This window comes from Glutamicibacter protophormiae (assembly GCF_016894325.1).
GTDB classification, from domain to species: domain Bacteria; phylum Actinomycetota; class Actinomycetes; order Actinomycetales; family Micrococcaceae; genus Glutamicibacter; species Glutamicibacter protophormiae.
Genome location: NZ_CP069806.1, coordinates 2661317 through 2679365, shown reverse-complemented (window position 1 = coordinate 2679365; position 18049 = coordinate 2661317). Strand labels below are relative to the sequence as shown.

Genomic DNA, 18049 nt, shown 5'->3' with positions numbered 1-18049 from the left:
GCTAGCTGTTGCGCAGGTCGAAGATGCGCTTGAGCTTGCCCATGGAGCGTTCCAAGGTCTCCGGATCCACCACGTCGATGGCGCAGGAGGAGCCCACATGGATCTTGATCAGCTTGGCCAGGGTCTTGGCGGCATTGGCCACGTCCTCGGCCGAAGCGTCCGGACGGCGCTCGACCTTGACGGCCAGCTGGTCCATGCGGTCCGGGCGGGTGAGCACCAGCTGGAAGTGCGCGGACAGGGCCGGCACCTTCAAGATCAGTTCCTCGATCTGGCTCGGGAACAGGTTCACGCCGCGCAGGATGATCATGTCGTCGCTGCGGCCGGTGATGCGGCCCATGCGTCGGTGGCCCGGACGCGCGGTGCCCGGCATCAGGCGGGTCAAGTCGTGGGTGCGGTAGCGGATGATCGGCAGCGCCTGCTTGGTCAGCGAGGTGAAGACCAGCTCGCCGTGCTCGCCGTCCGGCAGCACCTTCGTCTCGTCGTAGGCGTCGAGGATCTCCGGGCGGAAGTGGTCCTCCCAGATGTGGCTGCCGTCCTTGCGCTCGCGCGATTCGCCGGCCACGCCAGGGCCCATAACCTCGGACAGCCCGTAGATGTCGCAGGCGTCGATGCCGAACATCTCCTCCAGCTCATGGCGCATCTCCTCGGTCCACGGCTCGGCCCCGAGCACGGCGACCTTCAGCGAGGTGTCGCGCGGGTCCAGTCCCTGGCGCTGCATGGCATCGCCGATGGTCAGCAGGTAGGTCGGGGTGCACAGGATGGCGTCCGGGGCGAAGTCCTTGATCAGGGTGATCTGCTTCTCGGTCTGGCCGCCGGACATCGGGATCACGGTGGTGCCCAGGCGCTCGGCCGCCGCGTGGGCGCCCATGCCGCCGGTGAACAGGCCGTAGCCGTAGGCGTTGTGGACCTTCCAGCCCGGCTTCACGCCGGACAGCCGCAGGCAGCGGGCGCCGAGCTTGGCCCAGTCGTCCAGGTCCTGCTGGGTGTAGCCCACCACGGTGGCGCGGCCGGTGGTGCCCGAGGAGGCGTGGATGCGGGCGACCTCGTGCTGCGGCACGGCGAACATGCCGAACGGGTAGGTCTTGCGCAGGTCTTCCTTTTCGGTGAACGGGAAGATCTTCAGATCATCCAGTTCCTTCAGGTCGTTCGGGTGCACCCCCGCCGCGTCGTACTTTTCCTTGTAGTACGGCACCTTGTCATAGGCCAGGTGCAGGGTTTCCTTCAGGCGGGTGAGCTGGATCGATTCGATCTGGTCGCGGCTCATGGTCTCTTCTGCATCCAGCGGATTCGGCAGGCTGTCGCGGTCGATGTTCTGTGACATGCTCGTACTTTCGTGTGGTGGTGGCGGAAAGGGCTAGCGGCTCTTGGGCTTCGGGACGGTTCGTGATCGTCCGCGGAACTCGGCCACGGTTTCCGTAGCTCCGTCGCGGCCTGGCTGGGTGACGGTGATGTCGTAGAGTCCGCTGCGGCCCTGCTGGGAGACCCGGCGCGCGGATGCGGTCAACAGGCGTCCGGGCATGCCCGGCTTGAGGAAGTTGATGTCCACTCCGGAAGCGACGGTGATGGTGTCTTCCGAACCCTCGGGAGGGTTGCAGCTCAGGGCAAAAGCGGTGTCGGCAAGAGCGAAGATCATCCCGCCGTGGGCGATGCCGAAGCCGTTGAGCATCTCCTGCTTCAGCTCCATGGTGATGACGGCCTTGCCCTCACAGACCTCGACAACCTCGATGCCCATCCACTGCGTGGCATAGTCGTTCTCGAGAATTGCGTGCGGAAGAGGCTTCTCGACCTGTGTTTCGCTCATGGACTTCCTTCGCCGAATTATTTACCGAACGATCATTAGGTAATAACAAAATGTGAGTCAAGTCAAGTTCTGGCGGTGATTCGTCTGCGAAAGGCTGGCTATCGTGGGGGAAAGTCTTAGCGGCTGAAAATCCGTCGGTGCAGGTCAAGGATGAATGGTTCCTTGATCCGGTTGTAATCCATCACCAGCCCCTGCGCCCCGCGCAGGGCCGCCAGCTGTTGCGCCGCCTCACGCTTGACCTCGGCGTACGCGTCGCGATCCGCCGGGTGGCTGCGCAGATGGTCGCGGAAAAGGACCATGCGCAGGAACTCGGGGCTTCCGGCGCTGAAGACGTGGATGTTGCCGTTCGCCAGCCCGGTGCCGGCTCCGGGCTTGAACATGCGGTGCTTGTACCACCCCGGTTCGCGGTGCCAGAAGACCATCCCCGCGGCGCGCAGCTGCGGGACGTAGCGCTCTTCGTCATCGGCGTCCGGCACCAGCAAGGCAATGTCGAGCAGCGGCTTCGCCGGCAGCCCCGGCACCGAGGTGGAGCCGGTGTGCTCGATGGCCAGGGCCCGGGCGCCCAGGGCGGCGGCCAGCGCCGCGCGGATCTTCTCGAAGTCATCGGGCCATCGGCCATCGGCCGGGGCCAGGTCGATGATGCCGCGCGAGGGGCGGCCGTCGACCTGCTCGTACGCAGGGTCGGTGTCCGGCTGCCGGGCGAGCAGGGGAGCATGGGGCAGCGTGCACAGGTAGCGCCGGGCGCCCGGCCAGCGCGGATCCGCGGCGCTGTCGCTGATGACGCAGCCCAGCGCGCGGTAGAAGTCCACCGCATCATCATCGGTGGTGGCCCAGAGGCAGCGGCCGTGCAGCTTCTGCAGCCGCCGCAGCAGCGCCGAGGCCAGGCCCCGGCGCTGCTGCGTCCCCAGCACCGCGAGGTACTCGACGCACAGGCTGTATTCGTCGTGCAGCCGATAGGCGGCCAGCGCCGCCGGGGTGCCGTCTTTGCCGAAGGCGGCGAGGACCTGCAGCCGCTCGCAGTCATCGAGCAGTTCCTGCAGGGCTGCCTCGTCCACCGGGTCGGCGGCCAGCGCCAGCAGCTCGCGCACGGCGGGATGCTGGCGGTACTCGGAGATCTGGATGTGGCGCATGGCCGCCTTTCTGGTGGTGCGCGGCTAGTCCACGATCTCGCGGCAGCCCAGCGCGTCCAGAATGAACGCGTAGTCCCAGGCGCGGGACTTCCAGGACTCGTAGCGGCCCGAGGCGCCGCCGTGGCCGCCCTCCATTTCGGTTTTCAGCACGATCGGCTGCTCCCCGGTAGTCAGTTCGCGCAGCTTGGCCACCCATTTGGCCGGCTCCACGTAGAGCACGCGGGTGTCGTTCAAGGAGGTGACCGCGGCGATCTTCGGGTAGGCCTGCGCGGTGACGTTCTCGTAGGGGGAGTAGGACTTCATGTAGTCGTAGACTTCCTTGTCCTCGATCGGGTTGCCCCATTCCTCCCATTCCAGCGCGGACAGCGGCAGCTCCGGATCGAGGATGGAGGTCAGCGCGTCCACGAACGGCACCTGCGCCACGATCGCGGTGTACAGCTGCGGGGCCATGTTCGCAATGGCGCCCATCAGCAGGCCGCCGGCGGAGCCGCCCAAGGCCACCAGGCGCTGCGGGTCGGCCCAGCCGGTGTCCAGCAGGTAGCGGGTGGCGTCGATGAAATCGGTGAAGGTGTTCTTCTTGTGCAGCTTCTTGCCCTGCAGGTACCAGTCGCGGCCCAGCTCGCCGCCGCCGCGCACATGGGCGATGACGAACACCACCCCGCGGTCCAGCACGCTCAGCCGGGGGATGCCGAAGCCCGGATCCATGGAGGCCTCGTAGGAGCCGTAGCCGTAGACCAGCACCGGGTTGGGCACGGAGGTGTCCAGATCCGCCCGGCGCATGATGGTCAGCGGGATGCGCGTGCCGTCCGCCGCTACGGCCCATTCGCGGGTGGAGAGGTAGTCCTCGGCGTTGTAGTTGTTCACCGGGGTCTGCTTGCGCAGCACCAGCGACTGGTCCTGAAGCCACAGGTCGTAGACGCGGGCCGGGGTGAAGTCCGCGGTGTAGCCGATGCGGATCAGCGGCGCTTCCAGCGAGGCGAAGGTCGGGGAGGCGGTGAACAGCTCGTCCTCGAACGCCGGTTCCAGGGCCGCCTGCTGCGCGTCGGTCCCCAGGCCGTCCAGGGCGATGAGCTGGACGCGTTCGCAGGTGTCGCGGCGCACCGAGAGCACCAGATGCGTCCCGGTCAGCACGGTGCCCTCGATCTTCACGGTCTGCTGGTGCTCGACGACCGTGCGCCACTGCGCGGGTTGGGTCTGCCCGCCGAGCTGGTCGAGCCCGGCCAGCGACACCATGTTGTTCGGCGACTGGTAATCGTGGGTGATGACGGCCGCCCCGTCGGCTCCGGGCAGCAGGTCCACCCCGTGCAGCAGGCGCAGCGAGCGCGGCACCAGCAGCCGGACCTGGGCGGCCGGCGCCGTCAGGTCCAGCACGCTGGTTTCGGCGTATTCGGAGTTGCCGCTGGAGATCAGCAGCTTGGTGCGGTCGGTGCTCAAATCGAAGCCCAGCCACATACCCGGGTCGTCCTCCTGGTAGACCACGGTGTCCTCGGCGGGATCGGTGCCCAGCACGTGGGCCTTGATCTGGTGCGGGCGCCAGGACTCGTCCACCACGACGTAGAAGACGGTCGAGGAATCCGGGGAGAACGCCAGCCCGTAGAACACGCCCTCGATGACGTCGGGCAGCAGCCGGCCGGTGTCCAGGTCCTTGACGTAGAGGGTGAAGCGTTCATCGCCGGCGGTGTCGATGCAGTAGGCCAGCAGGTTGCTTTCCTCGTTCAGGGCCATGCCGCCCAGGGCGAAGAAGGTCTGCCCCTGCGCCAGCTGGTTGCCGTCCAGTAGCACCTGTTCGGCCTCCAGCGCGGTTTCCGGGTCGATGACCGGCGGGGTCCAGTCGGCGCGCAGGTCCCCGGTCTGCCGGGCCTTGACGCGGCACTGGATGGTGTAGGGCTTGCCCTCGACCGAGCGGGTGAAGTACCACCAGCCGCGGCGCCGCGTGGGCACCGACAGGTCGGTCTCAACGGTGCGGGCCTTGATCTCATCGAAGATGGCCTGGCGCAGCGGTTCCTGGCCGGCGGTCACCGCGTCGGTGTAGGCGTTCTCCGCCTTGAGGTGGTCCAGGACCTGCGGGCTGGTCTTCTCGCGCATCCATTCGTAGTCATCGGTGAAGGTGTCCCCGTGGAAGGTGCGGGTGACGGGATTCTTCGCGGCGATCGGCGCGCTGGCGGTAAGCGGTTCTGGAGTCATACACCTATTCAATCCCACCGCTGCGGTGTTTGGCAGGCCGCTAAGCTCAGCGCGGACATTCGACCGGCCCTGCCTCGCTGACTCGCGCTAATGGGTGGAAAAGGTTCCGACATGCGCGCATTGGTCATAGGCTAGCAAGCAGAGTGAATCAATCTGCCCCATGGGTTACTCGCCCCTACATCATGAGAAAGCGATTGAGATAAGTGAAAAACAACCACACCCCGACCCGGACAGGTCGCCTTACCCGGTGGATCGCCGGCGCGGCCATCGGTCTGATGGCGTTGGTCGTCGGAGCCCCGGCGTCCATGGCCCAGGGGGCCGAGAGCGTCGAGGGCCAGACCTACGTCATCGGCACCGACACCACTTTCGCCCCGTTCGAGTTCCGCCAGAACGGCGAGCTGACGGGCATCGACATGGACATCCTGCATGCCATCGCCGAGGATGAGGGCTTCAAGGTCGAAGTCCGCTCGCTGGGCTTCAGCGCGGCGCTGGCGGCGCTGTCCGCCAACCAGGTCGACGGCGTCATCGCCGGCATGTCGATCACCGACGAGCGCAAGCAGATCTACGACTTCTCCGAGCCGTACTTCGAATCCGGCGTCCAGATGGCAGTGGCCAAGGACGACGAGGACATCAAGGGCTACGAGGACCTCAAGGGCAAGACCGTTGTCGCCAAGACCGGTTCCGAGGGTGAAACCTACGCCAAGTCGATTGCCAAGCAGTACGACTTCACCGTCAAGTCCCTGGACCAGTCCGCCACCATGTACGAATCGGTCAAGGCCGGCTCCGCCGTCGCCGTCTTCGACGACTACCCGGTGCTGGCCTACGGCATCGCCCAGGGCAACGGCCTGAAGACCGTCACCGACAAGGTTCCCGGAGGCTCCTACGGCTTCGCGGTGAACAAGGGCCAGAACACCGCGCTGCTGGCGGCCTTCAACGACGGCCTGGCCGAGCTGAAGGCCAACGGCGAGTACCAGCAGATCCTGGACAAGTACCTGGCCGACCCCACCGTCAACACCCCGGGCAACTTCTTCGACCTGGCGGTCAAGTCATTCCCGGCCTTGATGACCGGTCTGGGCAACACGCTGGGCGTCACCGCGATCTCCTTCGCGATCGCCATGGCGCTGGGCCTGCTCTTCGGCTTCTTCAAGATCTCCGGCAACATCGTGCTGCGCGGCATCGCCACCACCTTCGTGAACATCTTCCGCGGCACCCCGCTGCTGCTGTGGGCGTTCATGTTCTACTTCGGCCTGCCGCAGCTGACCGGATGGGACATCAGCGTCTGGACTGCCGGCATCCTGACCCTGTCGCTGAACGCCGGCGCCTACGTGGCCGAGATCGTGCGCGGCGGCATCCAGTCGGTGGATCCGGGACAGCTGGAAGCCGCCCGCTCGCTGGGCCTGGGCTACGGTAAGTCCATGCAGAAGGTCGTGATTCCGCAGGCCTTCAAGATGATGACCCCGTCGCTGATCAACCAGCTGATCATCAGCCTGAAGGACTCCTCGCTGCTGCTGGCCATCGGCTTCGCCGAGCTGCTCTACCAGGGCCAGCAGATCTACGCGGCGAACTTCCGCGTTACCGAGACCCTGCTGATCGTGGGTGTCATCTACTTCGTTGCCATCATGGCCCTGACCAAGCTGGCCAACTATGCCGATAAGAGGTTCAACAAGTGAGCACCGCAAGCGAGATGAACTCGCAGGTAAAGATCCAGGTCACCGACCTGCACAAGTCCTTCGGTTCCAACAACGTGCTCCAGGGCATCGACCTGGAGATCCGCGAGGGCGAGGTATTGTGCGTGATCGGCCCGTCGGGCTCGGGCAAGTCCACGCTGCTGCGCTGCCTGAACAAGCTGGAGGACATCACCTCCGGCACGGTGGTTGTCGACGGTTTCGACGTGACCGACCCGAAGGTGGACATCAACGAGGTGCGCCGCCACGTGGGCATGGTGTTCCAGCACTTCAACCTCTTCCCGCACATGTCGGTGGCTGAGAACATCATGCTGGCCCCGGTGGAGCTGAAGAAGATGAACCGCACCGAGGCCCGCGCCAAGGCGCTGGAGCTGCTGGAGCGCGTGGGGCTGAAGGAGAAGGCCGATGCCCGCCCGGCATCGTTGTCCGGCGGCCAGAAGCAGCGTGTGGCCATCGCCCGCGCACTGGCCATGTCCCCGGGGATCATGCTCTTCGACGAGGCCACCAGCGCGCTGGACCCGGAAATGGTCGGGGAGGTGCTCCAGGTGATCAAGGAGCTGGCCGACTCGGGCATGACCATGGTGCTGGTGACCCACGAGATGGGCTTCGCCCGCGAAGTCGCCGACCGCGTGGTTTTCATGGCCGACGGAGTGGTGTGCGAGCAGGGCAAGCCCGAGGACCTCTTTGGCAACCCGCAGCAGGCCCGCACCCAGGACTTCCTGTCCAAGGTGCTGTAGGCGCCTGAGATTGGATGCGGCATCGTGCCGCAGCGCAAGCCGCCCGGAAATGAACAAAAATTTTGTTCATTCCCGGGCGGCTTTGCCATGTGCGGAACAGATCACAGGAACGACATAGAAAACTATCATTGAAGCTTCAAGTTTTAAGGCTAGAGTCGAACCCGAGTTGTTGCGAAGCCGCTCATTCCCGTAGATCCACTGATGGAGATTGAAATGACCACCCGAAACAACCCGACGATGACCTCTGTCGCGCTGCTGGTGCTGCGCGTCGTGCTCGGCTTCATCCTGGCCGCCCATGGCTGGCAGAAGTTCTTCCAATACACCCTGGACGGCGCCACGGCCTCGTTCGAGCAAATGGGCGTCCCGCTGGCTTCGGTGGTCGCTCCCGCCGTGGCCACCCTTGAACTTGCCGGCGGCATCGCGCTGGTCCTCGGCGTGTTGACCCGCGTCGTCGCGGCGCTGCTGGCCGTGGACATGCTCGGGGCGTTGTTCCTGGTCCACCTTTCGGCCGGAATTTTTGTCGACAACGGGGGATATGAGCTGGTGGCCATCCTGGCGGCCGCGGCGGCGGCCCTGGTGCTGGCCGGTCCGGGGGCGTACTCGGTTGACCGCTTCCTCTTCGCCCGAAAGGCCGCTGTGGCGGTGCCGAGCGTCTAAGGGGTAGTGGAGCCCGGCGCCCGAAAGAGCATCTTTCGGGCGCCGGTTTGTTTGAGCGGGCGGCCGGTTGGACGGAGCGGTTGTGCGACGTCGGTTTTGGTGGTGATGTTGACGTGACCGAACCCACTCTGACATACTGAACGAACGGTCAGTATGTAAATATCTTTCAGTGAGGTGAACCCATGGCCCCGACCACACCGCAGGAGCCGGGACTGAGTGCCGTCCCAAGCTACGAAGAAGAGCAGGCACAGGCGCGCTTTGACGCCCTGATCGGCAAGGACTCGCGCATTGAGCCGCGCGACTGGATGCCGGATGCCTACCGCAAGACCTTGACCCGACAGGTTTCCCAGCACGCGCACTCCGAGATCATCGGCATGCAGCCTGAGGCCAACTGGATCACCCGCGCTCCATCGCTGAAGCGCAAGTCGATCCTCATGGCCAAGGTCCAGGACGAGGCAGGCCACGGCCTGTACCTGTACTCCGCAGCGGAAACCCTGGGCACCGGACGCGACGAGCTGAACGACCAGCTGCTGACCGGACGAGCCAAGTACTCCTCGATCTTCAACTACCCGGCACGCTCCTGGGCGGACATGGGCGCCATCGGCTGGCTCGTGGACGGTGCGGCAATCGCCAACCAGGTCCCGCTGTGCCGCGCATCCTACGGCCCGTACGGACGCGCCATGGTCCGCGTGTGCAAGGAAGAATCCTTCCACCAGCGCCAGGGCTTCGAAATCCTGCTCTCGCTGTCCCGCGGCAGCGAGGCGCAGAAGAAGATGGCCCAGGATGCCATCAACCGCTTCTACGAGCCGGCGCTGATGATGTTCGGCCCGCCGGACGAGCAGTCCCCGAACTCCAAGCAGTCCATGGCCTGGAACATCAAGCGTTTCTCCAATGACGAACTGCGCCAGCGCTTCGTCGGCATGATCGCCGAGCAGGTCAAGGTCCTCGGACTGACCCTGCCGGATCCCGAACTGCGGTACGACGAAGAGACCAAGCAGTGGATCCACAAGGATCTGAACTGGGATGAATTCATGGCAGTAATCAAGGGCAACGGCCCAGTCAACGCGCAGCGCATGGAACGCCGCCGCGAAGCCCACCGCGAAGGTGCTTGGGTTCGCGAAGCCGCCGCCGCATACGCCGCCAAGCAAGTACAAAGTGAGGTTGCCTAACATGAGCCAACAGAGCAATTGGCCCCTGTGGGAAGTATTCGTCCGTTCCTCCCGTGGACTCTCGCACGTCCACGCAGGTTCGCTGCACGCACCGGACGCCCAGATGGCAGTGCGCAACGCCCGCGACCTGTACACCCGCCGCAATGAGGGAGTGTCCCTGTGGGTTGTGAAGTCCGAGGACATCATCAGCTCCGATCCGGATGAGAAGGATGCCTTCTTCGAATCCCCCCAGGGCAAGGACTACCGCCACGCGACCTATTACAAGGCCAGTGAGGGAGTGAAGCACCTGTGAACCACGACGAACTGGATGCCGAGCTCGACAGCTTCGGCGATGCGCTCGCTTCGGCCACCCGGGTCACCCCGGGCAACGCGCTGCGCCCGGAGGACATCGCCGTGGGCGGCGCCAAGCCGAGCGAGGACGTGGCACGCTACGCACTGACCTTGGGCGACGACGCACTGATCCTCGCCCAGCGCCTGTCGCACTGGATCTCCCGTGCACCTGAGCTCGAAGAAGACATCGCCCTGGGCAACATCGCTCTGGACGTGCTCGGACACGCCCGTTCGTTCCTGACCTACGCCGGCCTGGCGTGGGACAAGACCGAAGACGACCTGGCCTACTGGCGCGAAGAAGACGACTTCACCTCGCTGTGGATCGTCGAACAGCCTAACGGCCACTTCGGCGTGACCATCATCCGCCAGCTGATCGTCTCGATCTTCCAGCACCTGCTGTACTCCAAGCTGACCGAATCCGCCGACGAAACTCTGGCCGCGATCTGCGCCAAGGCCGTCAAGGAAGTCGACTACCACCGCGACCACGCCATCCAGTGGACCGTCCGCCTGGGCCTGGGCACCGAGGAATCGGCCGCCAAGATGCGCCATGCGCTGGAAATCCTCTGGCCATACGTGGACGAGATGTTCCAGGATCAGGAACTGCACCGCAAGCTGGACGGCATCGCAGTGCTTCCGTCCTCGCTGCGCGAAGACTGGGACAAGGAAATCACCGCTGTCCTGGCCGACTCCGGCCTGGAAATCCCGAAGACCGGCCAGGCCATGGCCAACGGCCGCGGCGGAGAGCATTCCGAGCACCTCGGATTCATCCTGGCCGAAATGCAAGTCCTTGCCCGCAAGCACCCCGGTGCGAGCTGGTAGCCACCACACCAACCCTTTCGCCCGCTAAGGGGGAGCAGTCTTGAGCAACCTGATCACCAACACCGAAGATCTGTTCGCCATCGCCTCGAAGGTCACGGATCCAGAGATTCCCGTGCTGACCATTGCGGACCTCGGCATCCTGCGCGACGTCCTGCAGGACGAGGATGGCGCAGTCCATGTGGTCATCACCCCGACCTATTCGGGGTGCCCGGCCATGGACGTCATCACCGAGGACCTGTACCGGGTCTTCCACGAGGCCGGCCACGAACAGGTCGACGTCCGTTTGGTGCTCACCCCCGCCTGGTCAACCGACTGGATGACCGAGAGCGGCAAGGCCAAGCTGGAAGCCTACGGCATCGCCCCGCCCACCGGGCGGGGCCATGCCGGACGCGTGACGCTCGGCATGAGCGTCAAGTGCCCGCGCTGCCATTCGCTGAACACCCGCGAGCTGGCGCGCTTCGGCTCGACTTCCTGCAAGGCGCTCTACACCTGCAAAGACTGCCTGGAACCCTTCGACTACTTCAAGGTGCTCTCATGACCGACCAAACCACATCAACTCGTCGCCGGGCGTCCTTCCACCGGTTGACCGTCTCCAACGTCCGCCGGCTGACCAAGGACTCCATCGAAGTCACCTTCGCCATTCCCGAGGAACTGAGCGCGGAGTACGACTACGTTGCAGGCCAGTACGTGGCGCTGCGCAAGGAAATCCCGAACGCCGAGGGCGAGCTGCAGGAACTGCGCCGCTCCTATTCGATTTGCGCCGAGCCGACCGGCAGCGAGATCAAGGTGGCCATCAAGCGCGACCTTGGCGGCCTGTTCTCCACCTGGGCCAATGAAAACCTGACCGCAGGCGACCAGATGGACGTGATGAGCCCGGCTGGTGCCTTCATTTCCAAGCACCGCCTGACCGAGATCAACGATCCGTCCAAGATCGACACCGAGGCCCAGGACCGCTTCGTGGCCGTGGCCGCCGGCTCGGGCATCACCCCGGTGCTGGCCATCGCCCGCACCATCCTGGCCGCGAACGAGAACACCCGCTTCGACCTGATCTACGCGAACAAGGCAGCCATGGACGTGATGTTCCTGGAGGAACTGGCGGACCTGAAAGACCGCTACCCGTCCCGCCTGGCCCTGCACCACGTGCTCAGCCGCGAACAGCGCATCTCGCCGCTGCTTTCCGGACGCATCGATTCGGAGAAGCTCTCCACGCTGCTTGACACCGTGGTCCAGGCCCCGAACGTCGACGAGTGGTTCCTGTGCGGCCCGTTCGAGCTGGTGCAGCTGGTCCGCGACCAGCTGACCGGCATGGACATTCCGGCCGAGAAGGTCCGCTTCGAACTGTTCTCCACCGGCGAGCCGAGCAAGCCCCAGGGCCACATCGGCCGCCCGGTCAAGGTCGAGGAGGACGAGGACAGCTACGAGATCAGCTTCACCCTCGACGGCCTGCAGGGCGAGGTCAAGTCCCCGGTGCGCGCCAACGAGACCGTGCTGAACGCCGCCCTGCGCGTCCGCCCGGACGTTCCCTTCGCCTGCGCCGGCGGCGTATGCGGCACCTGCCGTGCCAAGGTCACCAGCGGCACCGTCACCATGGCTGAGAACTACGCCCTGGAGCCTGACGAGGTGGAGGCCGGCTACGTGTTGACCTGCCAGTCGCACCCGACCACCGAAAAGCTCAGCGTCGACTTCGACGCCTAGTAACGGCAGGATGACTTCATGATCGAACTGACGATTGCCGACTCCATCGCCCGCGTGGTGCTGAACGCGCCAAAGAAGATGAACTCGCTGGACGAGGCTGCGCTCGCCGAATTGTCCGAGGCCTATGACCAGGCTGCGGCGGCCGTGGAAACCGGAGAGGTCCGCGCGCTGGTGCTTTCTGGCGAAGGCCGCGGCTTCTGCGCCGGACGCGACATCTCCGGGGTCAACCCGGCCGATGACGACGTCATCGGCTACCTCGAAGGCAAGGTGCAGCCGCTGCTGGAGAAGATGTCCAGCTTCCCGGCTCCCACCTTCGCCCTGGTGCAGGGTGCCTGCCTGGGTGTTGGACTTGGCCTGGCAGTCGCCACCGACGTGGTGTACGTGGCGGAGAACGCGAAGATCGGTTCGCCGTTCGCCAACCTGGGCGCAACCCTGGACTCCGGGGGACACTGGCTGTTCACCGAACGCCTGGGTGCCCACCGCACCCTTGACATGATCTACACCGCCGAGCTGATTTCCGGCGCCGAAGCGGTGCGCTCGGGCCTGTTCTCCCGCGCCTTCCCGGCCGAGGAACTGGCTGAGCGAGGCGAGGAGATCATCGCCAAGGTCGCCCAGGGTGCAACCCAGGCCTTCGTCGCCTCCAAACAGCTGGTGGCGGAAATCCGCGACCAGCGTGTGGGCCTGTGGAACTCCATGCGCACCGAGAACCGTGCGCAGGCAGCGCTGTGCGACACCACGGACTACGCGGAGGGCTTCAAGTCCTTCCAGGAAAAGCGTCCGCCGGTGTTCACCGGCAAGAAGTAAACACCTGTTGCCAAGCGCCCGCCAGAATCAATCTGGCGGGCGCTTGGTGTATCCAGATCGGCTTGAACATACGTCCACGGCGAAAAGCCATGGACGTTTTTGCGATCTGTCCAAGATCAAGGCGCATTCGCCACAGATTGGTTGAGCAGACTTCCGGACGGTGGCTGCAGCAACGGCCTCCGAATGAGTTTTTTTGAACGCAGTCTGCGCGTTGGATATGCATCCTTCAGCCCCGTAGTAGTAGATAACGAACCAAATGGTTCGTTAGTATGTATGGGTGAATTCAATTTCCTCTGCCCCGCTGCGTGCCGGACGCAAAGAGTGGTCCGCACTGGTCGTACTGATCCTCGCAGTAACGCTGCTGGCCATTGACGGTACCGTCCTCTACATGGCAGTGCCCGCCCTTACCGCCGATCTCGCGCCAACAGCGACACAAATCCTGTGGATCGGCGATATCTATTCCTTCGTATTGGCCGGCTTCCTGGTCACCATGGGCAACGTGACTGACCGGATTGGGCGCAAGAAACTTCTGATGATCGGCAGCGTGTGCTTCGGGCTCGCTTCGGTTCTCGCGGCATTTGCGCCTAGCCCCGAAATCCTCATTGCAGCCCGCGCGCTGCTGGGCATCGCCGGAGCGACGATCATGCCCTCCACCTTGTCGATCATCCGCAACCTATTCCATGATCCGATCCAGCGCTCCCGCGCTATCGCCATCTGGTCGGCCGGAGCCATGGCAGGCGGCGCTGTAGGCCCGCTGGTCGGGGGCGCCTTGCTTGAACACTTCTGGTGGGGCTCGGTCTTCCTCATTAATGTCCCGGTCATAATCCTGATCGTCGTTCTGGGTGCCATGCTGCTGCCCGAGTCCAAGAATCCCGATGCAGTGCGGATCGACCTCGTCTCGGCGGTCCTCTCGGTCTGTTCCATCGTGCCGGTGGTCTACGCCATCAAGCATGTAATCAGCGACGGGTTTGACTATCTGGTGCTGGGTACCTTGCTGTTCGGATTGGCCGCGGGCTTCCTGTTCATTCGCCGGCAGCGGGGTCTCACCACACCCTTGGTGGATATTTCCCTGTTCAAGATTCCTGCCTTCAGCGGCGCAGTGGCTTCCAATGCGTTGGCAATTTTCGCTTTCTTCGGGCTACTGTTCTTCTTCTCGCAATACCTGCAGTTGGTGCGCGGTTATTCGCCATTCTGGGCAGGCATGGCTGAAATGCCAGCCACCATTGCCTCATTGGCAGTCGTGCTGCTGGTCGGGGTAGTGCTATCCCGACTGGGTCTGGGCCGCGCTATCGCCGCAGGTTTGCTGATCGGTGCACTCGGTCTGGCGGCGCTGGGCCTGAGCGAAGGGATGCCGGGCTACATGGGTCTGGGCATTTCACTGGCTATCATCGGCTTAGGCACCGGGCTGGCCATGACCCTCTCGACAGATGCAGTGGTATCGGCGGCGCCGCCGGCACGCGCTGGTGCTGCATCCTCGATTTCCGAGACCGCGTATGAAATGGGTATCGCCTTGGGTATCGGCGTGCTCGGGTCGCTTCAGACGGCGATCTACCGAGCGAACCTACAGATACCAGAGGGCACTCCGGACCCGCTTGCCGAAGCCATGAACGAGTCCTTGGCAAGCGCCGCAGGAGCGCTGGGCTCGTCCGACGCCGAGCTGTTGGCAGTGGCCCAAGGCGCTTTCACCCACGGTATGCAGATCACCGCCTACATCGCATCGCTGCTGCTGGTCATTGCAGCTTTCATCGCCTGGCGGCTCATCCCCTCAACGCCGATCTCCAAGGAGGAAACCCGTGCCGAGCACTGAACCAGTCACCGGGCGTGATGCTACCCGGGATAAGGAACGCACACGACGGGCGCTCATCGATGCGGCCACCGCACTTTTTTCTACTCACGGCGCCGGAGTGAGCTTGGCTGACATCGCAGCCCGGGCCGGGGTCTCCAAAGGTGCATTGACCCACCACTTTGCCAGCCGCAGCGCGCTTGAAGAGGCAGTGATGACTGACGGCGCGCAGCAATTCTGGGATGAGGTTCACGCGCATATCGACCTCGCGGAAAACCGCCCCGGAATGCTTATGCGTGGATATATCAGGGCGCTGACAGGGAACAGCGCGATCATGAGGCAGATCTTCTCGCCAACTTACCTGCTCCAAATCATGGGCAATGAGCAGGTGGCCCAGAATCTCATGGAGCAATATGCCGCGTCTTGGCGTGAAGCATTTGCCGCGGACGGACTGAGCCAGCCCGCCTCGCTCATGTTGCGTTTTGCCGCGGAAGGGATAGCCATGTCAATGAACTCTCCATACATAACCGCCGAGGAGTTGGACGTAACGCGTCAGTATTTGCTGGGGCTGGCTGAGAGCGGCAGACCCAGCCTATTGGATCCTTCTCGGCCGCCAGCGGATACGGTGTGAACTGACAGTCTCCAGCCTGCATCCCACTGAACGCCAACGGCGATGATTGAACCTGGAAATGCTGGGTCGCGTCGAGCCAGCTGGTAACGGTTTAGCCACGATTGCGCCGGAGGCGCCGCCTTAGAATCGATGCAGGGGCCAAGTGGACCCGCAGTCCAGTGCGAACCGTTCATTTTGATCCCGCACCCGGTCGCCGATCTCCGAGATTTCGTGAACAACCGGGACAACCACCTGAGGAGCAAGTTCGGCGAACCCGAGCGCGAGGCCGAGATGTGGCGCCATAGGCCAAAATGCAACTCCGCGGCAGCGCAGGTTTCTCCTCTCTGCCGTATGACTGGCATGACTTCGTCCCCGCGAACCTCTGGGACGAAGCCTCGGGAATTCAGTTTGAACTGGCTGAAGAGCTCATGCTCCCGGAGGAGGCGGACCGGGTGTTTCCAGACATGCCCACCCTGCTATGCATGCGCGGCAAGACACGCCCGACGCTCTTTGCTGCCGAGGCCCAAACCGTCATCGTTGATCCCAAGGAGTTCATTCCGGGCATACTCGAAGAGGCGAACTCTACTATTCAGTGGGTTGAAGCCAACAGAGGAATGGACGAATCTGGGAATCTCCAGCGTATCCATTCAATTCGCGAAGATTTTCGTGACTGTGCGCCATACCTCTGGGGAGTTCAGGCGCGCTGGCCGCGTTGCACCGATAGCAGGCGCTTTTTGGCAACGACAAAATGTCCGCTGGATCTGATCCGGCGGACGTTTTGTCTTCGGGTGGTTTGCCCGCTTAGCGGGTGTCGGTGTCCTCGAAAATCAGCAGCGTCTGGGTATCCAGCACCGTGGGAAGTGCCTGCAGCTCCTCGAACACCACCCGGCGCAGATCAAGATTGTCCTTGGCACGTACAAGCAGGATCACATCGAAGTTTCCGCCGACCAAACCGATGTGGTGGACCTCCGGGATCGACGCCAGATGGTCGCGCAGTTCGCGCCAGGAGTGCTGGCGCAGCTTCAATGTCACGTAGGCACTGGCCTTGAGGCCAGTTTTCACCGGATCGATGACCACCGTGTAGCGGGTGATCACCCCGGCATCCTGGAGCTTGGCGATTCGCGAGTACGCGTGGGCTCGGGAGACGTGGACTTTCTGCGCGACGGTGGTGACCGACTGCCGGCCGTCGCTGGTGAGTTCGGCCAGGATTGCGCGGTCGACATCATCCAGTTTCAGTTCCGCATCGGCGGCCATCTGTACTCCTTGCAAGCGGGTCGGACGAGTCATCGTCAAACTCATTTTCTTGATACGAATCGTCTATGAGTATACGTATCCCATGCTCAACTTTCCATGATTAGCGCCGGGAGTGGATACAGATTGCCACTGATACGCATAATTGGTTGCAAATGATGTTTTGGTGAAGCCAGTCACAGGTATGGGTGACGCAGGACCTTCGCAGTACTACGAAAGGTGGGAGAACATGAGCACCGACGCACACGCGGATCGCATGACTGAAGTCAGCGACAAATTCGGGATCACCCCGGAAGACTACATGCTGCCGGCGCGGCACATGATCAACCTTCTGGATCCGGATGGAACCCTCCGTCCGCAGGACAAGCAGGGCACCGAACCGGGCCACGAGTACCCGCTGCCGAGCCCCGCCCGGCTCATGGAAGCCTATTCCGCGCTGGTCACCGGCCGCCGCGTCAACGACCAGAACTCCGCCCTGGTGCGTCAGGGCCGCATGGCCGTCTACCCGTCCAGCCACGGCCAGGAAGCCTGCCAGGTTGCCGCCGCGCTGTGCCTTGAAGAGGGCGACTGGCTGTTCCCGACCTACCGCGACACCGTGGCCGTGCTGACCAAGGGTGTTGCGCCGATGGAAGTCATGACCAGCTTCCGCGGCGAATGGCACTGCGGCTACGACCCGAAGGCCTACAACTGCGCCCCGATGGCCACCCCGCTGACCACCCAGCTGCTGCACGCGGTGGGCGTCGCCCACGCGGCCAAGTTGCGCGGGGAAAACACCGTTGTGGTCGCCATGTGCGGCGACGGCGCCACCAGCGAGGGCGACTTCCACGAAGCGCTGAACTTCGCCGCGGTGTTCAACCTCCCGGTGATCTTCTTCGTGCAGAACAACAAGTACGCGATCTCCGTGCCGTTCTCCCAGCAGTCCGCCGCCCCGTCCCTGGCCCACAAGGCAGTGGGCTACGGCATGGCCGGCGAGCGCGTGGACGGCAACGACCTGATGGCGCTGATGTCGGTCATGACCCGCGCCGTGCGCCTGGCCCGCGAGGGCAACGGCCCGCTGCTGGTCGAGGCCCACACCTACCGCATGCAGGCCCACACCAACGCGGACGACGACAAGCGCTACCGCGAGGACTCGGAGGTCGCCGAGTGGAAGGCCAAGGACCCGGTCATCCGCATCCAGTCCTACCTGGATGACGCCGGGCTGCTGACCGAGCAGGCCGCCGCCGATATCTCGCAGAAGGCGGAGGCCGTGGCCAAGACCCTGCGCGACGGCATGAACCAGGACGCGGACACCGATCCGCTGGAACTGTTTGAGCACGTCTACTCTTCCAAGACCCCGCAGATGGCCGAGCAGCAGGCGCTGCTCGCCGACGAACTAGCCCGTGAGGAGGCCTAGC

General features: G+C 64.0%; 17 protein-coding genes. 12 read left to right on the top strand and 5 right to left on the bottom strand.

Annotation, left to right across the window (positions count from 1 at the left end; translation table 11 throughout):
* Position 1 precedes the first annotated feature (1 nt).
* The 4 genes from JQN66_RS12525 to JQN66_RS12510 form a co-directional block, all read right to left on the bottom strand.
* Positions 2 to 1321, bottom strand: coding sequence for a phenylacetate--CoA ligase family protein (locus JQN66_RS12525; protein WP_188948796.1), 1320 nt, complete (start codon positions 1319 to 1321; stop codon positions 2 to 4).
* Positions 1322 to 1354: 33 nt separating this feature from the next.
* Positions 1355 to 1801 (bottom strand): hydroxyphenylacetyl-CoA thioesterase PaaI, encoded by a 447-nt coding sequence (gene paaI / locus JQN66_RS12520; protein ID WP_204675312.1) that lies wholly within the window; start codon positions 1799 to 1801, stop codon positions 1355 to 1357.
* A 116-nt stretch (positions 1802 to 1917) separates the two neighbouring features.
* Positions 1918 to 2931, bottom strand: coding sequence for a bifunctional GNAT family N-acetyltransferase/GrpB family protein (locus tag JQN66_RS12515; protein ID WP_204675310.1), 1014 nt, complete (start codon positions 2929 to 2931; stop codon positions 1918 to 1920).
* A gap of 24 nt (positions 2932 to 2955) precedes the next feature.
* Positions 2956 to 5115: a S9 family peptidase gene (locus JQN66_RS12510; RefSeq protein ID WP_204675308.1), complete on the bottom strand. Its 2160-nt coding sequence runs from the start codon at positions 5113 to 5115 to the stop codon at positions 2956 to 2958.
* Positions 5116 to 5390: 275 nt separating this feature from the next.
* On the opposite strand from JQN66_RS12510, the gene JQN66_RS12505 reads away from it, so the two are divergent.
* The 11 genes from JQN66_RS12505 to JQN66_RS12455 all read left to right on the top strand — a co-directional run bounded on the left by JQN66_RS12505 (position 5391) and on the right by JQN66_RS12455 (position 15425).
* On the top strand, positions 5391 to 6785 hold the full coding sequence (locus JQN66_RS12505; protein ID WP_204677583.1) for an amino acid ABC transporter substrate-binding protein/permease: 1395 nt from the start codon (positions 5391 to 5393) through the stop codon (positions 6783 to 6785).
* Between the two features lie 14 nt (positions 6786 to 6799).
* Entirely contained in the window at positions 6800 to 7537 is a 738-nt protein-coding gene (locus JQN66_RS12500) for an amino acid ABC transporter ATP-binding protein (RefSeq protein ID WP_047120861.1), read from the top strand.
* A 213-nt stretch (positions 7538 to 7750) separates the two neighbouring features.
* Entirely contained in the window at positions 7751 to 8194 is a 444-nt protein-coding gene (locus JQN66_RS12495) for a DoxX family protein (RefSeq protein ID WP_204675306.1), read from the top strand.
* Between the two features lie 182 nt (positions 8195 to 8376).
* Positions 8377 to 9363, top strand: coding sequence for a 1,2-phenylacetyl-CoA epoxidase subunit PaaA (gene paaA, locus JQN66_RS12490; protein WP_204675303.1), 987 nt, complete (start codon positions 8377 to 8379; stop codon positions 9361 to 9363).
* A gap of 1 nt (position 9364) precedes the next feature.
* Positions 9365 to 9655, top strand: a complete 291-nt coding sequence (gene paaB / locus JQN66_RS12485; protein WP_188948802.1) for a 1,2-phenylacetyl-CoA epoxidase subunit PaaB — start codon at positions 9365 to 9367, stop codon at positions 9653 to 9655.
* On the top strand, positions 9652 to 10512 hold the full coding sequence (paaC, locus tag JQN66_RS12480) for a 1,2-phenylacetyl-CoA epoxidase subunit PaaC (protein WP_188948803.1): 861 nt from the start codon (positions 9652 to 9654) through the stop codon (positions 10510 to 10512). The genes paaB and paaC overlap by 4 nt, the downstream gene beginning before the upstream one ends.
* 40 nt (positions 10513 to 10552) lie before the next feature.
* Positions 10553 to 11050 (top strand): 1,2-phenylacetyl-CoA epoxidase subunit PaaD, encoded by a 498-nt coding sequence (paaD, locus tag JQN66_RS12475; RefSeq protein ID WP_188948804.1) that lies wholly within the window; start codon positions 10553 to 10555, stop codon positions 11048 to 11050.
* Entirely contained in the window at positions 11047 to 12207 is a 1161-nt protein-coding gene (gene paaE, locus JQN66_RS12470; protein WP_188948805.1) for a 1,2-phenylacetyl-CoA epoxidase subunit PaaE, read from the top strand. The genes paaD and paaE overlap by 4 nt, the downstream gene beginning before the upstream one ends.
* A gap of 18 nt (positions 12208 to 12225) precedes the next feature.
* On the top strand, positions 12226 to 13011 hold the full coding sequence (locus JQN66_RS12465; protein ID WP_188948806.1) for an enoyl-CoA hydratase/isomerase family protein: 786 nt from the start codon (positions 12226 to 12228) through the stop codon (positions 13009 to 13011).
* A gap of 277 nt (positions 13012 to 13288) precedes the next feature.
* A complete protein-coding gene (locus JQN66_RS12460) occupies positions 13289 to 14818 on the top strand; it encodes an MFS transporter (RefSeq protein WP_204675301.1) in 1530 nt (509 codons plus the stop codon).
* On the top strand, positions 14805 to 15425 hold the full coding sequence (locus JQN66_RS12455) for a TetR/AcrR family transcriptional regulator (RefSeq protein WP_204675299.1): 621 nt from the start codon (positions 14805 to 14807) through the stop codon (positions 15423 to 15425). Before JQN66_RS12460 ends, JQN66_RS12455 begins: the two co-directional genes overlap by 14 nt.
* 780 nt (positions 15426 to 16205) lie before the next feature.
* On the opposite strand, the gene JQN66_RS12450 is transcribed toward JQN66_RS12455, so the two are convergent.
* Positions 16206 to 16658 (bottom strand): Lrp/AsnC family transcriptional regulator, encoded by a 453-nt coding sequence (locus JQN66_RS12450; protein ID WP_188948809.1) that lies wholly within the window; start codon positions 16656 to 16658, stop codon positions 16206 to 16208.
* A 226-nt stretch (positions 16659 to 16884) separates the two neighbouring features.
* On the opposite strand from JQN66_RS12450, the gene pdhA reads away from it, so the two are divergent.
* A complete protein-coding gene (pdhA, locus tag JQN66_RS12445) occupies positions 16885 to 18048 on the top strand; it encodes a pyruvate dehydrogenase (acetyl-transferring) E1 component subunit alpha (protein WP_188948810.1) in 1164 nt (387 codons plus the stop codon).
* Position 18049: the final 1 nt, after the last annotated feature.

Excerpts from the sequence above, each read along its gene's own strand:
- paaB (WP_188948802.1), top strand. The coding sequence starts at position 9,365 with ATGAGCCAACAGAGCAATTGGCCCCTGTGGGAAGTATTCGTCCGTTCC.
- JQN66_RS12500 (WP_047120861.1), top strand. The coding sequence starts at position 6,800 with ATGAACTCGCAGGTAAAGATCCAGGTCACCGACCTGCACAAGTCCTTC.
- JQN66_RS12450 (WP_188948809.1), bottom strand. The coding sequence starts at position 16,658 with ATGGCCGCCGATGCGGAACTGAAACTGGATGATGTCGACCGCGCAATC.
- JQN66_RS12465 (WP_188948806.1), top strand. The coding sequence starts at position 12,226 with ATGATCGAACTGACGATTGCCGACTCCATCGCCCGCGTGGTGCTGAAC.
- JQN66_RS12505 (WP_204677583.1), top strand. The coding sequence starts at position 5,391 with ATGGCGTTGGTCGTCGGAGCCCCGGCGTCCATGGCCCAGGGGGCCGAG.
- JQN66_RS12525 (WP_188948796.1), bottom strand. The coding sequence starts at position 1,321 with ATGTCACAGAACATCGACCGCGACAGCCTGCCGAATCCGCTGGATGCA.
- paaI (WP_204675312.1), bottom strand. The coding sequence starts at position 1,801 with ATGAGCGAAACACAGGTCGAGAAGCCTCTTCCGCACGCAATTCTCGAG.
- JQN66_RS12495 (WP_204675306.1), top strand. The coding sequence starts at position 7,751 with ATGACCACCCGAAACAACCCGACGATGACCTCTGTCGCGCTGCTGGTG.
- JQN66_RS12510 (WP_204675308.1), bottom strand. The coding sequence starts at position 5,115 with ATGACTCCAGAACCGCTTACCGCCAGCGCGCCGATCGCCGCGAAGAAT.
- JQN66_RS12515 (WP_204675310.1), bottom strand. The coding sequence starts at position 2,931 with ATGCGCCACATCCAGATCTCCGAGTACCGCCAGCATCCCGCCGTGCGC.
- paaA (WP_204675303.1), top strand. The coding sequence starts at position 8,377 with ATGGCCCCGACCACACCGCAGGAGCCGGGACTGAGTGCCGTCCCAAGC.
- paaE (WP_188948805.1), top strand. The coding sequence starts at position 11,047 with ATGACCGACCAAACCACATCAACTCGTCGCCGGGCGTCCTTCCACCGG.
- pdhA (WP_188948810.1), top strand. The coding sequence starts at position 16,885 with ATGAGCACCGACGCACACGCGGATCGCATGACTGAAGTCAGCGACAAA.